At 52.4% G+C, this 16,093-nt stretch carries 16 protein-coding genes; 4 read left to right on the forward strand and 12 right to left on the reverse strand.

Going from position 1 to position 16,093, the window contains the following annotated elements:
* Window positions 1-13 precede the first annotated feature (13 nt).
* Window positions 14-1,486 (reverse strand): sensor histidine kinase, encoded by a 1,473-nt coding sequence (locus NSS64_RS26940; protein WP_341142145.1) that lies wholly within the window; start codon window positions 1,484-1,486, stop codon window positions 14-16.
* Complete coding sequence (locus NSS64_RS26945) at window positions 1,483-2,175, reverse strand: response regulator transcription factor (protein ID WP_341142146.1); 693 nt, start codon at window positions 2,173-2,175, stop codon at window positions 1,483-1,485. Before NSS64_RS26945 ends, NSS64_RS26940 begins: the two co-directional genes overlap by 4 nt.
* Before the next feature lie 238 nt (window positions 2,176-2,413).
* Between NSS64_RS26945 and NSS64_RS26950 the strand changes: the two genes are divergently transcribed.
* Both NSS64_RS26950 and NSS64_RS26955 read left to right on the forward strand, forming a co-directional pair.
* On the forward strand, window positions 2,414-2,824 hold the full coding sequence (locus tag NSS64_RS26950; protein WP_340990762.1) for a hypothetical protein: 411 nt from the start codon (window positions 2,414-2,416) through the stop codon (window positions 2,822-2,824).
* Between the two features lie 108 nt (window positions 2,825-2,932).
* Window positions 2,933-3,376: an SMI1/KNR4 family protein gene (locus NSS64_RS26955; protein ID WP_340945271.1), complete on the forward strand. Its 444-nt coding sequence runs from the start codon at window positions 2,933-2,935 to the stop codon at window positions 3,374-3,376.
* 15 nt (window positions 3,377-3,391) lie between these two features.
* Here NSS64_RS26955 and NSS64_RS26960 read toward each other — a convergent pair whose 3' ends face one another.
* Entirely contained in the window at window positions 3,392-4,081 is a 690-nt protein-coding gene (locus NSS64_RS26960; protein ID WP_340945274.1) for an ArsR/SmtB family transcription factor, read from the reverse strand.
* A gap of 99 nt (window positions 4,082-4,180) precedes the next feature.
* Between NSS64_RS26960 and NSS64_RS26965 the strand changes: the two genes are divergently transcribed.
* Window positions 4,181-4,801 carry a flavin reductase family protein gene (locus NSS64_RS26965; RefSeq protein ID WP_341142147.1) on the forward strand — a complete coding sequence of 207 codons (621 nt, stop codon included), beginning with the start codon at window positions 4,181-4,183 and terminating at the stop codon, window positions 4,799-4,801.
* On the opposite strand, the gene NSS64_RS26970 is transcribed toward NSS64_RS26965, so the two are convergent.
* The 6 genes from NSS64_RS26970 to NSS64_RS26995 all read right to left on the reverse strand — a co-directional run bounded on the left by NSS64_RS26970 (window position 4,798) and on the right by NSS64_RS26995 (window position 12,529).
* Complete coding sequence (locus NSS64_RS26970) at window positions 4,798-5,331, reverse strand: helix-turn-helix transcriptional regulator (protein WP_341142148.1); 534 nt, start codon at window positions 5,329-5,331, stop codon at window positions 4,798-4,800. The two genes, NSS64_RS26965 and NSS64_RS26970, sit on opposite strands and share 4 nt — an antisense overlap.
* A 187-nt stretch (window positions 5,332-5,518) precedes the next feature.
* Complete coding sequence (locus NSS64_RS26975; RefSeq protein ID WP_341142149.1) at window positions 5,519-8,428, reverse strand: S-layer homology domain-containing protein; 2,910 nt, start codon at window positions 8,426-8,428, stop codon at window positions 5,519-5,521.
* A gap of 224 nt (window positions 8,429-8,652) precedes the next feature.
* Window positions 8,653-9,216 (reverse strand): hypothetical protein, encoded by a 564-nt coding sequence (locus NSS64_RS26980; RefSeq protein WP_341142150.1) that lies wholly within the window; start codon window positions 9,214-9,216, stop codon window positions 8,653-8,655.
* Window positions 9,217-9,231: 15 nt separating this feature from the next.
* Window positions 9,232-10,116, reverse strand: a complete 885-nt coding sequence (locus tag NSS64_RS26985; RefSeq protein WP_341142151.1) for a DegV family protein — start codon at window positions 10,114-10,116, stop codon at window positions 9,232-9,234.
* A 250-nt stretch (window positions 10,117-10,366) separates the two neighbouring features.
* On the reverse strand, window positions 10,367-11,383 hold the full coding sequence (locus NSS64_RS26990; RefSeq protein WP_341142152.1) for a S66 family peptidase: 1,017 nt from the start codon (window positions 11,381-11,383) through the stop codon (window positions 10,367-10,369).
* A gap of 111 nt (window positions 11,384-11,494) precedes the next feature.
* Window positions 11,495-12,529: an AI-2E family transporter gene (locus tag NSS64_RS26995; RefSeq protein ID WP_340945291.1), complete on the reverse strand. Its 1,035-nt coding sequence runs from the start codon at window positions 12,527-12,529 to the stop codon at window positions 11,495-11,497.
* A 235-nt stretch (window positions 12,530-12,764) separates the two neighbouring features.
* On the opposite strand from NSS64_RS26995, the gene NSS64_RS27000 reads away from it, so the two are divergent.
* The gene (locus NSS64_RS27000) at window positions 12,765-13,604 is read left to right on the forward strand and encodes an SDR family oxidoreductase (protein ID WP_341142153.1); all 840 of its coding nucleotides are present in this window, start codon (window positions 12,765-12,767) and stop codon (window positions 13,602-13,604) included.
* 59 nt (window positions 13,605-13,663) lie between these two features.
* Here NSS64_RS27000 and NSS64_RS27005 read toward each other — a convergent pair whose 3' ends face one another.
* The 3 genes from NSS64_RS27005 to NSS64_RS27015 are packed head-to-tail and all read right to left on the reverse strand — an operon-like array spanning window position 13,664 to window position 16,088.
* A complete protein-coding gene (locus NSS64_RS27005) occupies window positions 13,664-14,110 on the reverse strand; it encodes a hypothetical protein (protein WP_340945295.1) in 447 nt (148 codons plus the stop codon).
* Window positions 14,111-14,163: 53 nt separating this feature from the next.
* Window positions 14,164-15,081, reverse strand: coding sequence for an ABC transporter ATP-binding protein (locus NSS64_RS27010; protein WP_341142154.1), 918 nt, complete (start codon window positions 15,079-15,081; stop codon window positions 14,164-14,166).
* Window positions 15,078-16,088: an ABC transporter ATP-binding protein gene (locus tag NSS64_RS27015; RefSeq protein ID WP_036723621.1), complete on the reverse strand. Its 1,011-nt coding sequence runs from the start codon at window positions 16,086-16,088 to the stop codon at window positions 15,078-15,080. Before NSS64_RS27015 ends, NSS64_RS27010 begins: the two co-directional genes overlap by 4 nt.
* Between the last annotated feature and the right edge of the window lie 5 nt (window positions 16,089-16,093).

Consider the following 16,093-nt stretch of genomic DNA (forward strand, 5'->3'; position numbering starts at 1 on the left):
AAACATTATCCCTTCAGGTCACCAGCGGAAAAGACAGCTCAAATGCTGCCCCTTCGCCTGAGCCTTCCAGCAGAACAATGGTGCCGCCCTGCTTCTCCACCAGATTACGGACCAGCGAGAGTCCAAGCCCTGTGCCGCCTGACGCTCTGGAACGGTCACGGTTGACCGTATAGAACGCTTCGAAGATCTTCTCCCGGGACGCCTCTGGAATGCCAATGCCGGAATCCTGCACAGTAATCCATACCCGCTGCTCCCTGACCTCGCTGTGCAGATGGATACTCCCCTGCGGGACATTATATTTGATCGCATTGTCCAGCAGATTGATGAAGATATGCATGAAGCTCTCCCGGTCGATCCAGATATGCGCAGGCTGGGCGTCAAGCGTGACTGTGAGGCCGTAGCGCTCCGCCTTGCCTTTCATCCGTCCGCAGATATCGCTGAGCGTACTCTCAACCTCCAGCAGCTCTGCCTGGGATTCAAAATCATACTTCTCCAGCGCCGTCAATTGCAGCACCTTCTCCACCATCTCGTACAGCCGCTCTGTTTCCTTGGCAATACTCAGCTTGGCATCATGCAGCAGCTTGGGGTCATCGTCATACATATTCAGCAGATCGACATACGCCTTAATCGAGGTCAGCGGCGTCTTGAATTCATGGCTGATGTTCCCGATGTACTGCTTCTGCTGCTGCTCCAGCGCCTGAAGCTTCTCCACGGCCAGCTGGAGCTTGCGCCGTTCTTCATCCTTGGCGGCAATGCTGCGCTCGATCTCCCGGCTCATGAAGTAGATGCCCTCGGCCAGCTCCCCCAGCTCATCCTTGCGCCGCACCGGCAGAGCTGTGATATAGTCGGCACCGCGGATATCCTCCGCCGCCTTCTTCAGCCGCCCGATAGCGGCAGCCGCACGGTTGAAATACAGATACCCGAGGATGAAGCTGAATACCAGTACCGCGCCGCCTGTGGTCAGGAACAGATTCAGCAGCGTCTGCTGGAAGCTGCGGGCACCCTCCAGGGAGTACTGCAGCTGCACCACGCCCATCTGCCCCTCCGGTCCCTGCAGCGGGGCCAGGTAGAACAGCTTGTCGCCTTCACTCTGGTAGGCGACCTTGTTATTCAGCGCATAGTCCAGCGCCGTACTGAGATCCGGCTTGCCCGGCCCAAGCCTCGGCTCGCCTTGCGCCGAGGTGCCCGCCTGCTGGCCCTGGCTGTCGTACAGGGTCACCTCCAGGCCGGTGAATCCGGCCAGCTCGGCAGCCAGCGCCTTGCCGCGCTGCTGCATGAAGACCTGCGGCGTAAGGCGCGCACCGGTATAATAAGTCTGCTTCACGCGCAGATTGACCGTGTTAACATGCTGGGCCAGACTGCGTTCCGTCTGGCCCTGCTCGTTGCGCTCCACACCGCGCAGGACGAAGTAGCTTAGCACGCCGACGGCCAGAATCAGCAGCACCGCCAGGAACAGGCTGAACTTCAGCTTGATGCTGATTCTCATGAGTAGCTCCCCGCAGGCACTGCCTTATAGCCTACACCGTAGACGGTTTGCAGGATATTCTGGTAGGGCTCGCCCAGCTTTTTGCGCAGCCGCTGGATATGAATGTCCACGGTGCGCGTTCCTCCGGCATAGTCCATGTCCCAGACCTGCTCCAGCAGCTCCTCGCGCATATACACCCGCTGCGGGTGCGAGAGCAGCAGATGCAGCAGATCGAATTCCTTCGGGGTCAGCTCCAGCGGCTCCCCGCCAAGCTCGGCGCTGCGCCGGTCCGGATGAACCTGCAAGAGGCCGTATTCGATCAGCTCACTGCGGAGCTCGGCCGTATTCTTCTCCAGCCGGCGCAGCAGCGCCTTCACCCGGGCCAGCAGCTCGCGGATCTCGAAGGGCTTAGTCATATAATCGTCTGCACCCAGCTCCAGACCGACAATTTTATCCACAATATCATCCTTGACAGTGAGCAGAATGATTCCAATATCATCCCGGTCCTCCAGCTTGCGGCAGACATCATAACCGCTCAGCTTCGGCATCATCACATCCAGCACCAGCACATTCGGACGGAAGGTATTCGCCTTGCTCAGCGCTTCCTCCCCGTCACCGGCAGTATCGACTTCATAGCCTTCCCGCCGCAGCGCGTAGGCAATGGCACTTACAATGGCCGGTTCGTCATCGACGACCAGTATTTTTTTCATAGTCGGTTCATCCTTCCGCTCTCGCTTGTTCGGTCCGGTAATGCCCTTCAAGAATAACGCAGATGAAGAAGCCGGAGCAAGGAACCGGCAGGAGCAAGCAAAGATTTAGGTTATCTTTAAGAAGACTTAAGCTTCATTTCAGTATTGTTGGGTAAACTGTATTTAGCTGAAGTTCGCTAGCCGCCGTAAATGATGAACCTTGACCCATATAACCAACCACGAAAAGAGGATTATACACATGAATATAAAACATATGAATATTAAGCGTGTAATGATTGTAGGAACCATGATTGTAGCCATGTCGTTCGGAGGAACGGCTTGGGGTAAGCCGGCCTTACATACCCTACCTGTCGCCAAATGGTCCACCTCTGATGTGGCCGATACCGATGAGCTGCTGGACGCCCTGAACCTGAACTCCACCTCTGAAGAAGAGCTATACGACGCCTTGTATGAAGGCAAATCCCTGCGGAACATCGCAGAAGAGAATGGCGGCAACGTGACTCAGGTCATCAACCTCCAGGTCAAGCAGCTGACCCAGCAGCTCGAAGCCAGACTCGCCAGCGGCAGCATCACCCCGCAGCAGTTCAACGCACAGAAGGCCGAGCTCAGGGAGATTGTGGCGCAGAGTGTCGAAACTTCGTTTGGGTGAGTGAAGCATTTGAAATAGCGAATATCCACAAGAGCGGCACCCGGGCTATTGACTCGGGTGCCGCTCTTGTTATGATGAATAGATATTCATAAAAGAGGAGGACTAGCTATGAATGATGCGCTAATGGAACGTTTGCAGCTTTTTTTAACCAAAGAGGGGAATCAGAGTCTGCTCGGTACACCGGCAACAGAGGAACAAATCGCTGAGGCAGAGAAGCAACTGGGTCTGTCGCTGGATCAGGATTATGTTCAATTCATCCGAAGCTTTGGCGGCGCCTATGCCGGATTATCCGTACACGCCTTCAGCAACGGTTCCTCCATCGGACGGGAGAGTGTGACTGAGTTAACGTTGTCCTTCCGCGAGGATTACAAGGATACCCCTATGAGCGGGCTGCTTGCACGAAGTGCAGTCTTTTCCATGGACGGCTCGGGCAACCCGATCCTGCTTGACCCCGAAGGCCGCGTGCTGCTCATCGACCATGATAACGGGGACTGCGAGGTGATCGCCAAATCATTCGCTGGGCTGATTGAAGAGAATTTTATGGAGTGGTAGCTTCATTCCTTGCACCTAATTCAAATCCAACGAGAATACCTCTTCAAAACCCGCCTTCCCCTCATCGGTGACTTGTACCGCACGTGTACCAGGCAGACGCCGGACCCAGTCCAGCTCCAAGACTCTCTCCAGCAGGGCATTTCCCAGGGCTCCGGCCAGGTGGTGGCGGCGTTCGCTCCAATCCAGGCATTGATGTGAGAATAGACGGCGTTTCGTTGCAGCTTCGTTCAAATCAACGCCAAAATCGGCAAAAAATCGCTCCCCACGCTCCGTCACCGTGTACCTGTCCTCTTCTTCAAGTAAAATACCGCTGCTTAGCAATGCATCAGTTAGTTGCACCCCCACATTCCCGGCGAGATGGTCATAACATGTTCTGGCATAACGCAACGCCTTGTCCTGCGAGGATTGCCTTAAAGACTTAACTGTCACGGGCGGAGCAATAGACAATAAGGATTCCATCACCCGCGCAACCTCTTGATCTCCAATCGCAAAGTAACGATGTCTCCCTTGTTTCAGAGCGGTAACCACGTTAGCATCGATCATTTTCGCTAAATGAAAGCTTGCCGTTTGAGGCTTGATTCTAGCCATATATGCTAACTCGCTCGCCGAATGGAACCTTCCATCCAGTAAAACGGTTAATATTGCCGCCCGTGAAGCTTCACTCACTAGAGCTGCGATTATAGCAACATTCGGATTTGCCTGCATCCTAACCCTCCTTTATGCATTCCATACTTCGATGAGTGTTGAATTATTTATATTATACACTGAAGTAGAATCTACAATAGGGGAGGAGAAAGAAATACAATGGACCATTCGAAGCAAATGATGAACACTGAAACGATACAACCCAAGATTTTATATTATGGAACTCCTGTCATCTTACTAAACACCTTGAATGAGGATGATACCGTAAACATCAGTCCTATTTCATCCTCCTGGGCCTTGGGAGACTGTATAGTACTAGGGGTTGGTCTTGGAGGAAAAGCCATCGAGAACCTGGAACGGCTCCCCGAATGCGTCATTAACATCCCCGGTCCATCGCTGTGGGAGAATGTGGAGCAGCTTGCTCCCTATACGGGCAAGAATCCAGTCCCTGATTACAAGCAACAACATGGCTACTCCTATCAAAAGGATAAATATGCTGCCAGCGGACTCACACCCGTGGCGTCCAAAACAGTTAAGCCTTCCCGAATTATGGAGTGCCCGTTACAAATTGAAGCAAGCATACAAAATATTCGCATACCCGATCATTCGCCTGCCTTTGCAATCCTTGAGGCGCAAGCTGTTCATGTACATGCCCACCAGGATATTATTATCGATGACAATCATATCGATCCTCTGAAATGGAGTCCGCTCATCTACAATTTCCGCCATTATTTTGGTCTGGGTCATCAGCTCGGCAAAACCTACCGGGCAGAAACCTAACCCTTACGGTTGGTGTCCCATGCTCCCATAGAGCAGAACTCGACCTTAAGGCTGGATGTGCCTGTAATATCTTCGAGAATCGGTACAATCAAAGTGGAATAGCGCTGATATAACCATTCTGCAGCAAAACGGCTCGGACTGTAGACGCAGTAAGTCTCCCCCAGTTGCTTCCCCTTCGTGCCCTTGAACCAGGTGTTGAAGCTGGGCGGCGAGATGCGGTCTTGGATACGCTCCAAAGCCTCAGTCCAGACCTCATCCGGCAGCCCGATGGGAGGGCTTATAATTGTCTCAGAAGCTGAACCGCCGCTAACGCTCTCCCCTAACAGAAGCTCCTCCACCGACTTCCCGAAGACCCGTCCAAGCTTCAGCAATACCCCGATATCAGGCAGGCAGTCTCCCTGCTCCCACTTGGAAACCGCCTGATGGCTTACGCCAAGTAAGCTGGACAGCTCTGCTTGGGTCATGGATAATCCCTTCCTTAAGTTCAATATATTCTGCCCGGCTTTATTATTATCTATCAACGTGAACACACCTCCATTCTACTATCACTCAACACAGCCAATAGTAGCATAGAGGGGCTGATATCGAAATCGAGCGTAAGTTGAGTATTCTAAATTTCTTTTGCAACTCTGGGTTGCACAAGGCTATATAGTGATCCTGAATGCTCATTCCATAAAAAAACGGCTGGTCAGGTTCCCCTGATCCAGCCGTTTACGGTTACTTCAACTTTACATTATCGATCAGTACTGCCGTGTCATAGATGCTGTCACCTTGATCCCATACATGGAACCGGAGGACAATGGAGCCCTTGCCGGCAAATTGGCTCACATCAAATTGGACATGCTTCCAATTCGTCATGTAGGCCGTATCATCCCCGCCGTAGAAATTAACGTCTACTTTATTCGCATCAATCCAATACTCTGTGGATTCATTAATGGATTCCTTACCGACAATCACAGATTCCTGTCCGTAGACACTGGACGTCACCGTAGGCCCGTCATTCAAGTGTGAGGTCACGAGGGAAGCCGGATTGATGTATACACTGGAGGTTACTGTTGCTCTGAAGGTATCGTTATATTTGGAGCCAACGTATTCCTTCGGCTCCTCAGAAATGAAATTGTAATCGAACGACAAGGTTGTGGCTCCGGCCGGGACCATGAAGCTCTGCTCGATATAACTATTTGAATTGTAGTCATATCCTCCCTTATCATTGTTTTCAAACCCAAGGCCAGTACTGATAATCGCCATGTAGTTACCCTCTGTAGGCTTAAGCGGCCCCAGCTTTGAGATGACCCGGACATCTCCGTTTCCATTCCAGCCGGTCCATTTTCCGTTCTCAAAGGTTCCGTTGATGATCCCTTCGGTCTTCGTACCAATGCTGCTTCCTTTCATGACGAATGCTGCCAACCCGTCACTGGCTCCGTGAGCAGCCACTGCTGCCTCAAAAGCTTGTCCGGTTGTCATATTCTCATTGTTCAAGGCGTTGAATACGAATGGAGCAATGGCCTGATCATAAGCAAGCTTCACATAATCGGTGTAACCATAATAAGTGCTGGCCCCATTGTTGAGGAACGCATCCGACATGGAATCGTTGTATGCGCTGCGGCAGCTGCCATTATATACAATAGTGCCGGGAAGCATATCATTGTACCGTGTAATGAAGGAAGGCGTAATCGCATAATAGCCCGATATGATAGCCAGTCTGCCCTTTTTCAGATCCAGTTCATAGGTCTTGTTGTTCTCTGCGGTTGCCTTCTCTCCGGTCAGGAATATGGCCTGCGGCCCCGCATATTTGAAATCAACACCGTATTTATCATGGAATGTCTGGAGCACAATCTCATCATAGTACGTATCCCCATGGGAATCTAAGACCACAACACCATACTGATTAAGTCCTTTGAAGAAGTTAACGCCCGCTGCACTGTCCTTTACTCTCTCCACAAGGAAGGGGTAATTCGACTGCTCGAAGCTTTGATATACAGCGTCATACACCGTCGAAGATGGAAGTGTGCTGGAGAACGGAGAAACCACAGCAACCTGTTGGCTTCCTATGGTAGCTACGGTTTGTTCCATATCTTGCGTGAGCGCCGTCAGTGCGTTATTGGGAGCGGCCTCCTCTGCAGTGTTGCTTAATCCTTTTGTATTCTCAGGGGCCGAGGAGATTCCGCCCAGAATCCCGTTGTCCAGCAAATACCAGATGCTTCCTCCCTCACCCGATATTCCTGCATGCACTACTTCGTCCTGGGTTTGAAGCCAAGCCACTGTTTCTTCCTTGGCCTTTTGCAAATTACTGCTAGAAGCAGCCAGTTGATCAAGCTTACTCTGTGTATTATTTTCAATAATTTCTGTTTGTGCAAGCTGTTCATCTGTAAGATGCTTCAGTACAGACAGTTTAAAGACTGCACTGCTAGGCACCTCTCCAACAAAGGCCTGCAGATTTATGTAGCCCTCTGTATTTTCAGTTAATGCTGCTTTGCCGCTGTAGAGTCCGTCTGCCGCAAGGCTGTCTCCATGAATTTCTAAACCATCATCGTACAGCAGGGTGATCTGTGACATCACTTTGCCGCTGTCATCTATCTGATAGACACTTGCAGTTACTGTCTCTGCCGCATTAAGCGTTGTACGGAAAATAACTTCAGTGGACTCTTCTGCATAAATAGCATCTGTACTCTCCCCGTTCACTACAATCTGGAGAGCATTGGCCGGTACTGGAGTTGGCTCCACTGGTGCCGGTGTTGCTGGTACTGGAGTCGGCTCCGCTGGTGCCGGTGTTGCGGGTGCTGGAGTCGGCTCCGCTGGTGCCGGTGTTGCAGGTGCAGGTGTTGCCGATGCTGGCGTTCCTGGACCCGGGGCTGCTGGAGCAGTCACAGATGTATCACGGACAGCTTGTGTAGCTGTGGGAGCCGGAGTAACCACCGGAGTCTTAACATTGTTCGTCTCTTCAGCAAGGAGCTGCTTGGACTTCTCAACATATAGTGCCTTATTCGTCTTGAACTCATATGCGAGACGAGCCAGAGCCTGGCGCTCTGCGCGCTCTTTAGGTTTGAATTTCAGCGTGCCGTCAATGCCCTCTACCCCGTTGATGAACCCGTTGTTGAAGGCCAGGGATACTTGAGCTTTTGCCCATTCAGACACCTCTGACATATCCGACAGCTTACTGCCCAGCGGAAGCTTCTTCGCCGTTTCATCTAATTCAAAGGCCCGGATGAAAAATACAACCAGCTCTTCCCGGGTTACACTCGAATCAGGACTGAACGTGCTCGCCGATGTCCCCTCTGTGATGCCTGCCTTCACCAACGCACCTACATAACCGCGATACCAGCTGGTAGCGGCAACATCCTTGAATGGTGCGGCCTGATCACCACTTACTTCCAGTCCAAGGGACAGGACTATAATTTTCGCCAGTTCGGCGCGTGACATAGCCTTATTCGGTTTGAAGGTGTTATCTCCATACCCCGAGATAATTCCTGCTTCAGTTAAGGATTGAATCTCCTTCTGGGCATAAGAGCCTGCGATATCCTTCAATTGCGCGGACTCTCCGAACACCAGATGTGGCGTAAGGCTGCTTATTAGCAGGGCAATTACAATCACCAGACTGAGTTTACGGCGTGCTGCTTGGAATAACAAAATTTCTTCCCCCTCTTTCTTTTTAAAAAAATTCATAAAAACCATCGTCCTACAGAGTTCCATGGATGGAATATCGCTCCATAATTCGACAACTTCTTGATTCTACAATAGGACTATGTACATTTACTATGTATATTGATACTAGGATATTGTATAAATTGGAATATTAGAGGAAGAAAATCAAAAAAGACCATCAAGCATAAGCTTGATAGCCTAAATTACGATTAAAGCGGATTGAATAAGCTCCGCTCACCAAGGTATCGCCTAACCGCCCCATCGCTCCAGACATGCGCTTCGACGTACCGCTCGGGGCCGTATTTTCCGTCATTGTTCCAATGCTGCGGTAACCCGTACTTGTCAATGATGCTCACAATCTCGGGATAGGTATACAGAGTGTGCCTATACTCTTTGCCATCGTTAATCAGCGGGCTGAAGGTCGGCATGGAGTCCCCATAGGTAAAAGAAATCGTGTTCACATCAAATTCCTCAACCGGGATCTTAAGGAATGCGCCATTCTCGAACCAAGTGCTTAGCCACGGACTGTGTTCAACTACCATATAATGCGGGGAGGACCGCTGGACAAGACCGCCTTTACGAATAAATTCCGCCCGGATGATGCTCTCGCAGTTCCGCCGATTGTCTATATACTTATCGTTTCTTTGGGCGCTCTGAGCCTTGGGCTTGGTCTGCTTAATCGTCTCCAGCACGGCCCTCGCCTGATCGCCCGGCAAATCGGATAGGCTGACAAACGGACCCACAGATGCATCATAGTAATGATATAAGAACATCGTTCCGCTCCTTTTCTAGAGCACAGACTCCAGCACTTCATCCTCAGCATCAATACTATTCAGGGCCGTACGGTTAATCCAAGACAGCGCCAGTGTTCCCTCGCCCATATGAGCACCTACCACCGGGACAAAGGTCATAATCTCTGTACGCACCGAAGGGGACATGGCCTTAATGGCCCACTCCAGGCTCAGTGCCTCTTCTCTATTGTTGGCGTGCATGATACATACATCCTGGAAGCGGCCGATTTCCTCGTGGATGGTCTCCAGCAGCTTTTGCTTTGTCTTCTTGAAGGTACGTATTTTATCGGCGACGACAATTTTGCCCTCATCGAACCTCAAAAGCAGATGAATCCGCATCAGCTGGCCCAGCAGGAACTGAGAGCCGGAGAGCCGTCCGCTGCGGTGCAGCTGGCTCAGGCTGGCAGGGATGATATAGAAGGACATTTCCTCAATGATATTATCAATTCTGTTCTTGATCTCCTGTGCAGAGCAGCCTGCCTGCTGCCAGTGAATACCGCGCAGAAGCATCTCACGGATCGGGTACGCGCCTACTTTGGAATCGATACCAATTACGTTCACTCCAGCGATATCCGCCGCCTGCATCGAGGTGTTGAAGGTCCCGCTAAGCTCGGAGGAACAGTGGATCGCAATAATCTCGTCATACTCTTCCTTCAGACGCTCGTACAATTCCACGAACTCGCCAATCGGCGGCTGGGAGCTGCCTACCTTGTCATGCTGCCGCATTTTCTCATAGAACTGATCGGCGTTAATATCTATATTTTCTCTATAACATTCATTATTGACGATTAGACGGAGGGGAACGATATACACGTGGTTATTCTTGGCGAATTCAGAATCAATGGTGCTGGTGCTGTCAGTTACCCAGGCGATGGATTTCATAGTCACTACTCTCTTTCGTGAGGGATTCACTGCTCAGAAATCGGCAGCTATGGCTGTCTGTATATTCATAAATTATACAGGATGCCAAGCCTGCGTAGCGCATTCCCTGAATAATCCCAGCACTTTTTTTCAACTAAATTCGACATAAATTCACATTATATATGACGAATATACCTGTTTAAGAGCGGACTGATTATGGTATGAGAAGAGTGGAAATTAGAGTCAGCACGAGCATCATACTAATGTTTCTCTAATCCCGGAAGTACTGCGTCACGGTTCCCTTGCCTGCACCAACCACCACCTCTGCATAGGCCCCGTTGATCAAAGTAACCTGCGGCGGCAAATGCCCGCAGTCAATGTCATATGCCACCGGCAGGCCCAGCTCATCGGCCAGCTCCTGGTAGACATCCTCTACGGTGTAGTTATCCATAGGGCGGTTAGCCGCGCTGCGGCCGAACAGGAGGCCGCTGCAATGCTCGAACCAGCCCGCCAGCTTCATCTGTACCAGGGAGCGGCGCAGGTCGGTCACGGACAGCTCACAGTTCTCTAAGTACCACAGAATCGGCTCATTATGGATATAGTGCTGCTGGAAATGCCGAACCTCTCCATACGGTGTACCGATCAAATGACGGATGACGTCAATGCAGCCGCCCAGCAGGCGGCCCTGCATTGTGATAGTCTGGTTACCCACCGTCTTCCAGCTCGTCGCTTCCGTAAGATTGAACACATGGGGCGAAGGCTCTCCGCCTCCCCATTCCAGCTGGTATTGCTGTGAGGATTGCTGAATGACAGAACCGCCGCTTGGTGTAGATAATACCTTGTCCCACATGGCGGTTGTCGGGTCTGTCTCTTCCCCCCGGAGATCAATGAAGTTCGTGCCATGGGCAGTGGCAATCCCCGTCTTCAGCGTGACAGCCAGCAGCAGCACACTGATATCGGAATACCCGAGAATCCATTTACACTTCATCTTGCTGAAATCCACCTGCTCCAGCATCTCAATCAGCAGTTCCCCGCCCCAGGGAGGCACGACGAGTCCGATGGACTCATCGGCCATCATTGCGTTGAATTCAGCGGCACGTACAGCAGCCGGGGCCGATTTGGCCTTCTCCTGTGTCCATGCTGTCGGTCCGCATACTACGCCGTACCCTCTTTTTTGCAGCCGTTCTACAGCCAGCTCAAGCAGCTCACGTAGCTCCTCTCCCACTCCTGATGAGGGTGCAGTTACACCAATTACGGCTTCTGCTTCTAACACGGGATATCTGATCATCTTCTGTCTCCTCCAATGCTTAATATGAAAATAGGCGATACCCGAACCTTCAGCAGGTTGAATATCGCCTATATACGTTGCTATTGCTTACAGTTTATCCAGCCCGGTCTATCATTCCAGCGAAGGCTTATTGTCCCGGCTGATATCCAGAATATCCAGGAAAAAGACGAAGATTGGAATCCCGAGAATCAGTCCCCATACCCCGATATAATGCTCAGAGAACAACAGCACTACGAGCGTGTAGAACATCGGCAGGTTCATCTTGGAAGACATCAGCTTCGGGTTGAGGAAGTAGCCCTCTATGACATGTAACAGGGCAATCATCACCAGAATGTTGATCGTCAGCATCAGTCCGCCCGTGTTATAGCCGATAATGCACAGCGGAATCAGCGAAATGACAAAGCCGACGACCGGAATCAGGCTGAGCATGAAGATCATAATGGAGAGGGCGAACAGATACGGGAACGGCTCGAAAAAGAAACCAAGCACCCACAGCCCGACCACGGTAAACAGAGTATTGAACAGCGCAATCAGAATCTGTGCTTCAATGACCTTGCCGAAGGAGGAGATGAATTTTCTGCCGAAATACTCCAGCTCCACATAGAACCAGGAGATCTTGCTGTCTCTCAGGCGGGAGGTGAAGCTGACGATCCGGTTCTTCTCCAGAATGAAGACAAGGCTTAGAATCGTGGACAGGACGAAGGTGGTGCCCCAGTTGCTGATTTTGAAGACGTATTCGATCCCCTGGTTCAAATAGCTCTGATAGTTGAGCTCCTTGACCTTTCGGAACAAGTATTGCATAATCTCATTCTGCGGGATATCATCGGCAGTCAGCGTGCCGAGAAAAGTGGTTAACTGCTTGATCTGCGAGAATACCTTGGGCATATATTTGACGAGTGCCATGACGATCATGCTGATCAGCGCCACATACAGTATAATGATGATGACCTTGCTGTTTACCTTCACGAATTTGCCAATCCGCTTGCTCAATAGCACCTGAAAGCTGTTCATCACATAAGCGATCAGGAAGGTCAGCAGCACCAGATTCAGCATATCCCTGATACTGTACAGCAGCAGTCCAATCAATCCCAGAATCAAGAAGCGCCGGACTGTTAAATTGGCGACATAACGCTTGAATACTTCCATTGTTCCCTTGTTCCTCTCCATTCGCTGACAGATAAGATTTTTATTATAGTGTACCGTACTGAAAACAATTATAGCAACTTTGGCATCGCCCAATTCGCGCGAAACCACGAACTTTATGTCGATTTACAGGAAGCTCTATTACTATATGCTATAATGTGGGCAAAACTGGAACATTTATACCTTTGTCAACAGGTCCAAATCAATGAAGTTCAAACTAATGGAGGCGAAAGCTGGTATGAACAAAGTAATCTGTATCACCGGAGCATCCTCCGGCATCGGCCTTGCCACTGCACTGAAGTTCGCCCATGAGGGCTGGACGGTCTACGCCGGAACCCGCCATCTGAAGCGTGAACAGGAGCTGTACCAGAATGTGAAGGGTCTGCAGTTCGTAGAGCTGGAGGTGACACAGCCGGAGAGTATTCAGCAGGTTATTGACCGGATAGAAGCGGAGCAAGGCAAGCTGGATCTATTATTCTGCAATGCCGGGTTCGGCTACCTGAGAGCGCTTGGACAGGCGCCGTTCCCTGAGATTGAGGATGTCTTCAATACCAACGTGTACGGGGTCATGCATACGATCCGGGCTGCACTGCCGCTGCTGCAAAAGACGGGCTACGCCCATATTGTGGCGACCTCCAGTGTCGGCGGACTGGTCGGGCAGCCGATGAACGAGGTGTACTGCGCCAGCAAATTCGCAGTGGAAGGGCTGCTGGAGAGTCTCGCCACCTATTACAAGCCGCAGTTCAATATCGATATCACCCTGCTGGAGCCAGGAGCGATTGCTACGGAGTTCAATTCAACCGTAATGGGGCATGTCGCCAGCACCGGCGGCGTTCTGGAAGACGAGTACAAGCCGATTCTGGATGCTTATAGAGCGGCCTTCCTGGAGCGGAATGTGGAGCCGCAGAGTGCAGAATCCGTAGCGGAGGTTATGTGGGAGCTGGTACAGCTTGAGACCAAGCCGCTGCGCTTGCGCACCTCGGAGCGGGCCGAAGCCTTCGTGGCCCGCAAGGTCAGCACTGACCCTACCGGACTGGAAGGCGTACTAAGCACGCGCAGTATTCAGTTGAATATGTAAATGTAAACAGCCGCTCCCATTCCTGGAGCGGCTGCCCTGTGGCTTTCCCTTATCAGATTCTAGCGCTGAATCGGCTCGATCCGGTACGTTCCGGTACTGCCGTCCCCGGCAGGCCCGCCTGTGACCGCCCAGCCGTAAGACAATACATCCTCCAGCCGTTCGCGTTCAGCCTCCGTGAATTCCGCTTCCACCGCTTCCTGCCCCTCCGCAAGCTCCAGCTTCGCTTCAATACCCAGCGCAACCTCTATCCAGCTGCGGATGCCGCGGATGGTATTGTATTTAATCTGGTAGCCTTCCAGAACCGCCCGGCGGAATCCCTCCGGCTGTTCCTCTGCAAGGACAGACAACTGCCCGTAATCGAACTCGTATTTACTCTCATCGGCTGGCAGATCCCCTTCGCTCACTCTGCGCAGCAGCTCTTCGTCAGATCCGGACAGCGCGCGAAGCGATTCCAGCAGAAGGGCATCCCATTGTGATAATTTGACCTTGCTAGTCGGTATTGTCATTGTATCTCCTCCTTGATTCACAGATGTGTATCTCCTAAGATTCGTTCACAGCATTAGTCTGCATATTCCCCGGCCACATAATGTCCGGGACTCACTTCCCGCAGTGCAGCGGCTTCCTCTGTCCCGCGCACAGCAGGGTAAGCCTCCAGCTGGATTCTGCGGCTGGCCTTCATCGGGTCTGTCTCCAGAATGGAGGAGAGCAGTGCTCTGGTGTATGGATGAAGCGGATGATCATACAGCTCATCGCTTGGAGCCACCTCCACCAGCCGGCCGCCGTACATCACGCCGATCCGGTCGGCAATATGACGGACCATCGACAGATCATGGGCGATGAACAGATAGGTTAGCCCGAACTCGGCTTGCAGATCCTCCAGCATATTAACGACCTGGGCCTGGACAGAGACATCCAGCGCAGAGATGGGCTCATCGCAGACGACGAACTCGGGCCGGACCGACAGCGCCCGTGCAATGGAGATCCGCTGGCGTTGCCCGCCGCTGAATTCATGAGGGAAGCGGTACAGATGTTCCCGCTTCAGTCCCACCTTCTCCAGCAGCTCTGCCACCGCATCCTTGCGCTCTTCGCCCGGATAGAGACCGTGAATCCGCATCGGCTCACTGATCAGCTCCAGTACATTCAGGCTTGGATTAAGCGAGGAATACGGGTCCTGAAAGATTGACTGAATTCGCCTGCGGAAGGGCTTCAGCCCTTTCTCGCCCAGCTTGCCAAGCGGCTTCCCGTCGTAGAACACCTCACCGTCTGTATAATCGTACAGACGGAGCAGACAGCGCCCGACCGTGGACTTGCCGCTCCCGGATTCACCGACCAGACCGAAGGTCTCGCCCTGACGAATCTGGAAGCTGACCCCGTCTACGGCCTTAAGTACACCCTTATCCCGTCCGCGCAAATCCTTGCCCTTCGGGAAATGCTTCTTCAGATTGTTAACCTCTACAAGCACCTTGCGCTCGCTCAAGTGAAATCCCTCCCCGCTGTAACTGCTGTCTTCTCTTCTGTACCTTCGGTCAGCCAGCACATCGAGCGGTGCCCCGGTGCAAACTCGACTACCGGAGGACGTTCACTGCAGCGGGCGAAGGCATGCGGACAACGGTCCATGAACGGGCAGCCGGGCGGGGGATTCAGCAGATCGGGCGGTGTGCCCTCGATCGGAATCAGCCGCTCACGTTCACCGCCGCCGCGCTTCGGTATGGAACGCAGCAAGCCCTGCGTATACGGATGCTGAGGCCGGTAGAAGATATCCTGCACCGTCCCCTCCTCCATAACCAGTCCGCCATACATGACAATGACGCGCGTGCAGACCTGGGCTACTACTCCCAGATCATGGGTGATAAGCGCAACCGCTGTATCTCCCCGTTCCTTCAGCTCTTTGAACAGATCGAGGATCTGCGCCTGGATGGTCGCATCCAGCGCGGTGGTAGGCTCATCGGCAATCAGCAGCTCCGGGCGGCAGGAGAGCGCCATCGCGATCATCACCCGCTGGCGCATCCCTCCGCTGAATTCATGCGGATATTGCTTCAGCCGCTGCTCCGGATCACGGATACCGACCTGGCGGAGAAGCTCCGCCGCTTCGGTATACGCCGCCGCTTTATCCAGTCCCCGGTGTCTGCGGATAACCTCTGTCAATTGCTGGCCGATTCGCTTGACCGGGTTCAGCGAGGTCATCGGGTCCTGGAAGACCATCGCAATCCGGTTGCCCCGCAAGGACCGCCACTGCTTCTCCGTAAGCCCCTTCAGGCTCTTGCCGCGGAACTCCAGCTTCCCGGCAGTCATATGCCCCGGCGGTGTGATCAGTGACATGACCGCCTTGGCTGTAACGCTTTTGCCGCTGCCGGATTCTCCGACAATGCCTACGGTCTCACCCGCATCAATATGGAAGCTAACTCCACGGACGGCCTGATTCTCCCCGTCCCGGGTAGCGAAGGAAACCTGTAAATTCTCAACAGTCAGCAGCCGTTCAGTCATGATGT

The sequence above is a fragment of the Paenibacillus sp. FSL H8-0122 genome (genome assembly GCF_038005345.1).
In the GTDB taxonomy this organism is placed as follows: domain Bacteria; phylum Bacillota; class Bacilli; order Paenibacillales; family Paenibacillaceae; genus Paenibacillus_AQ.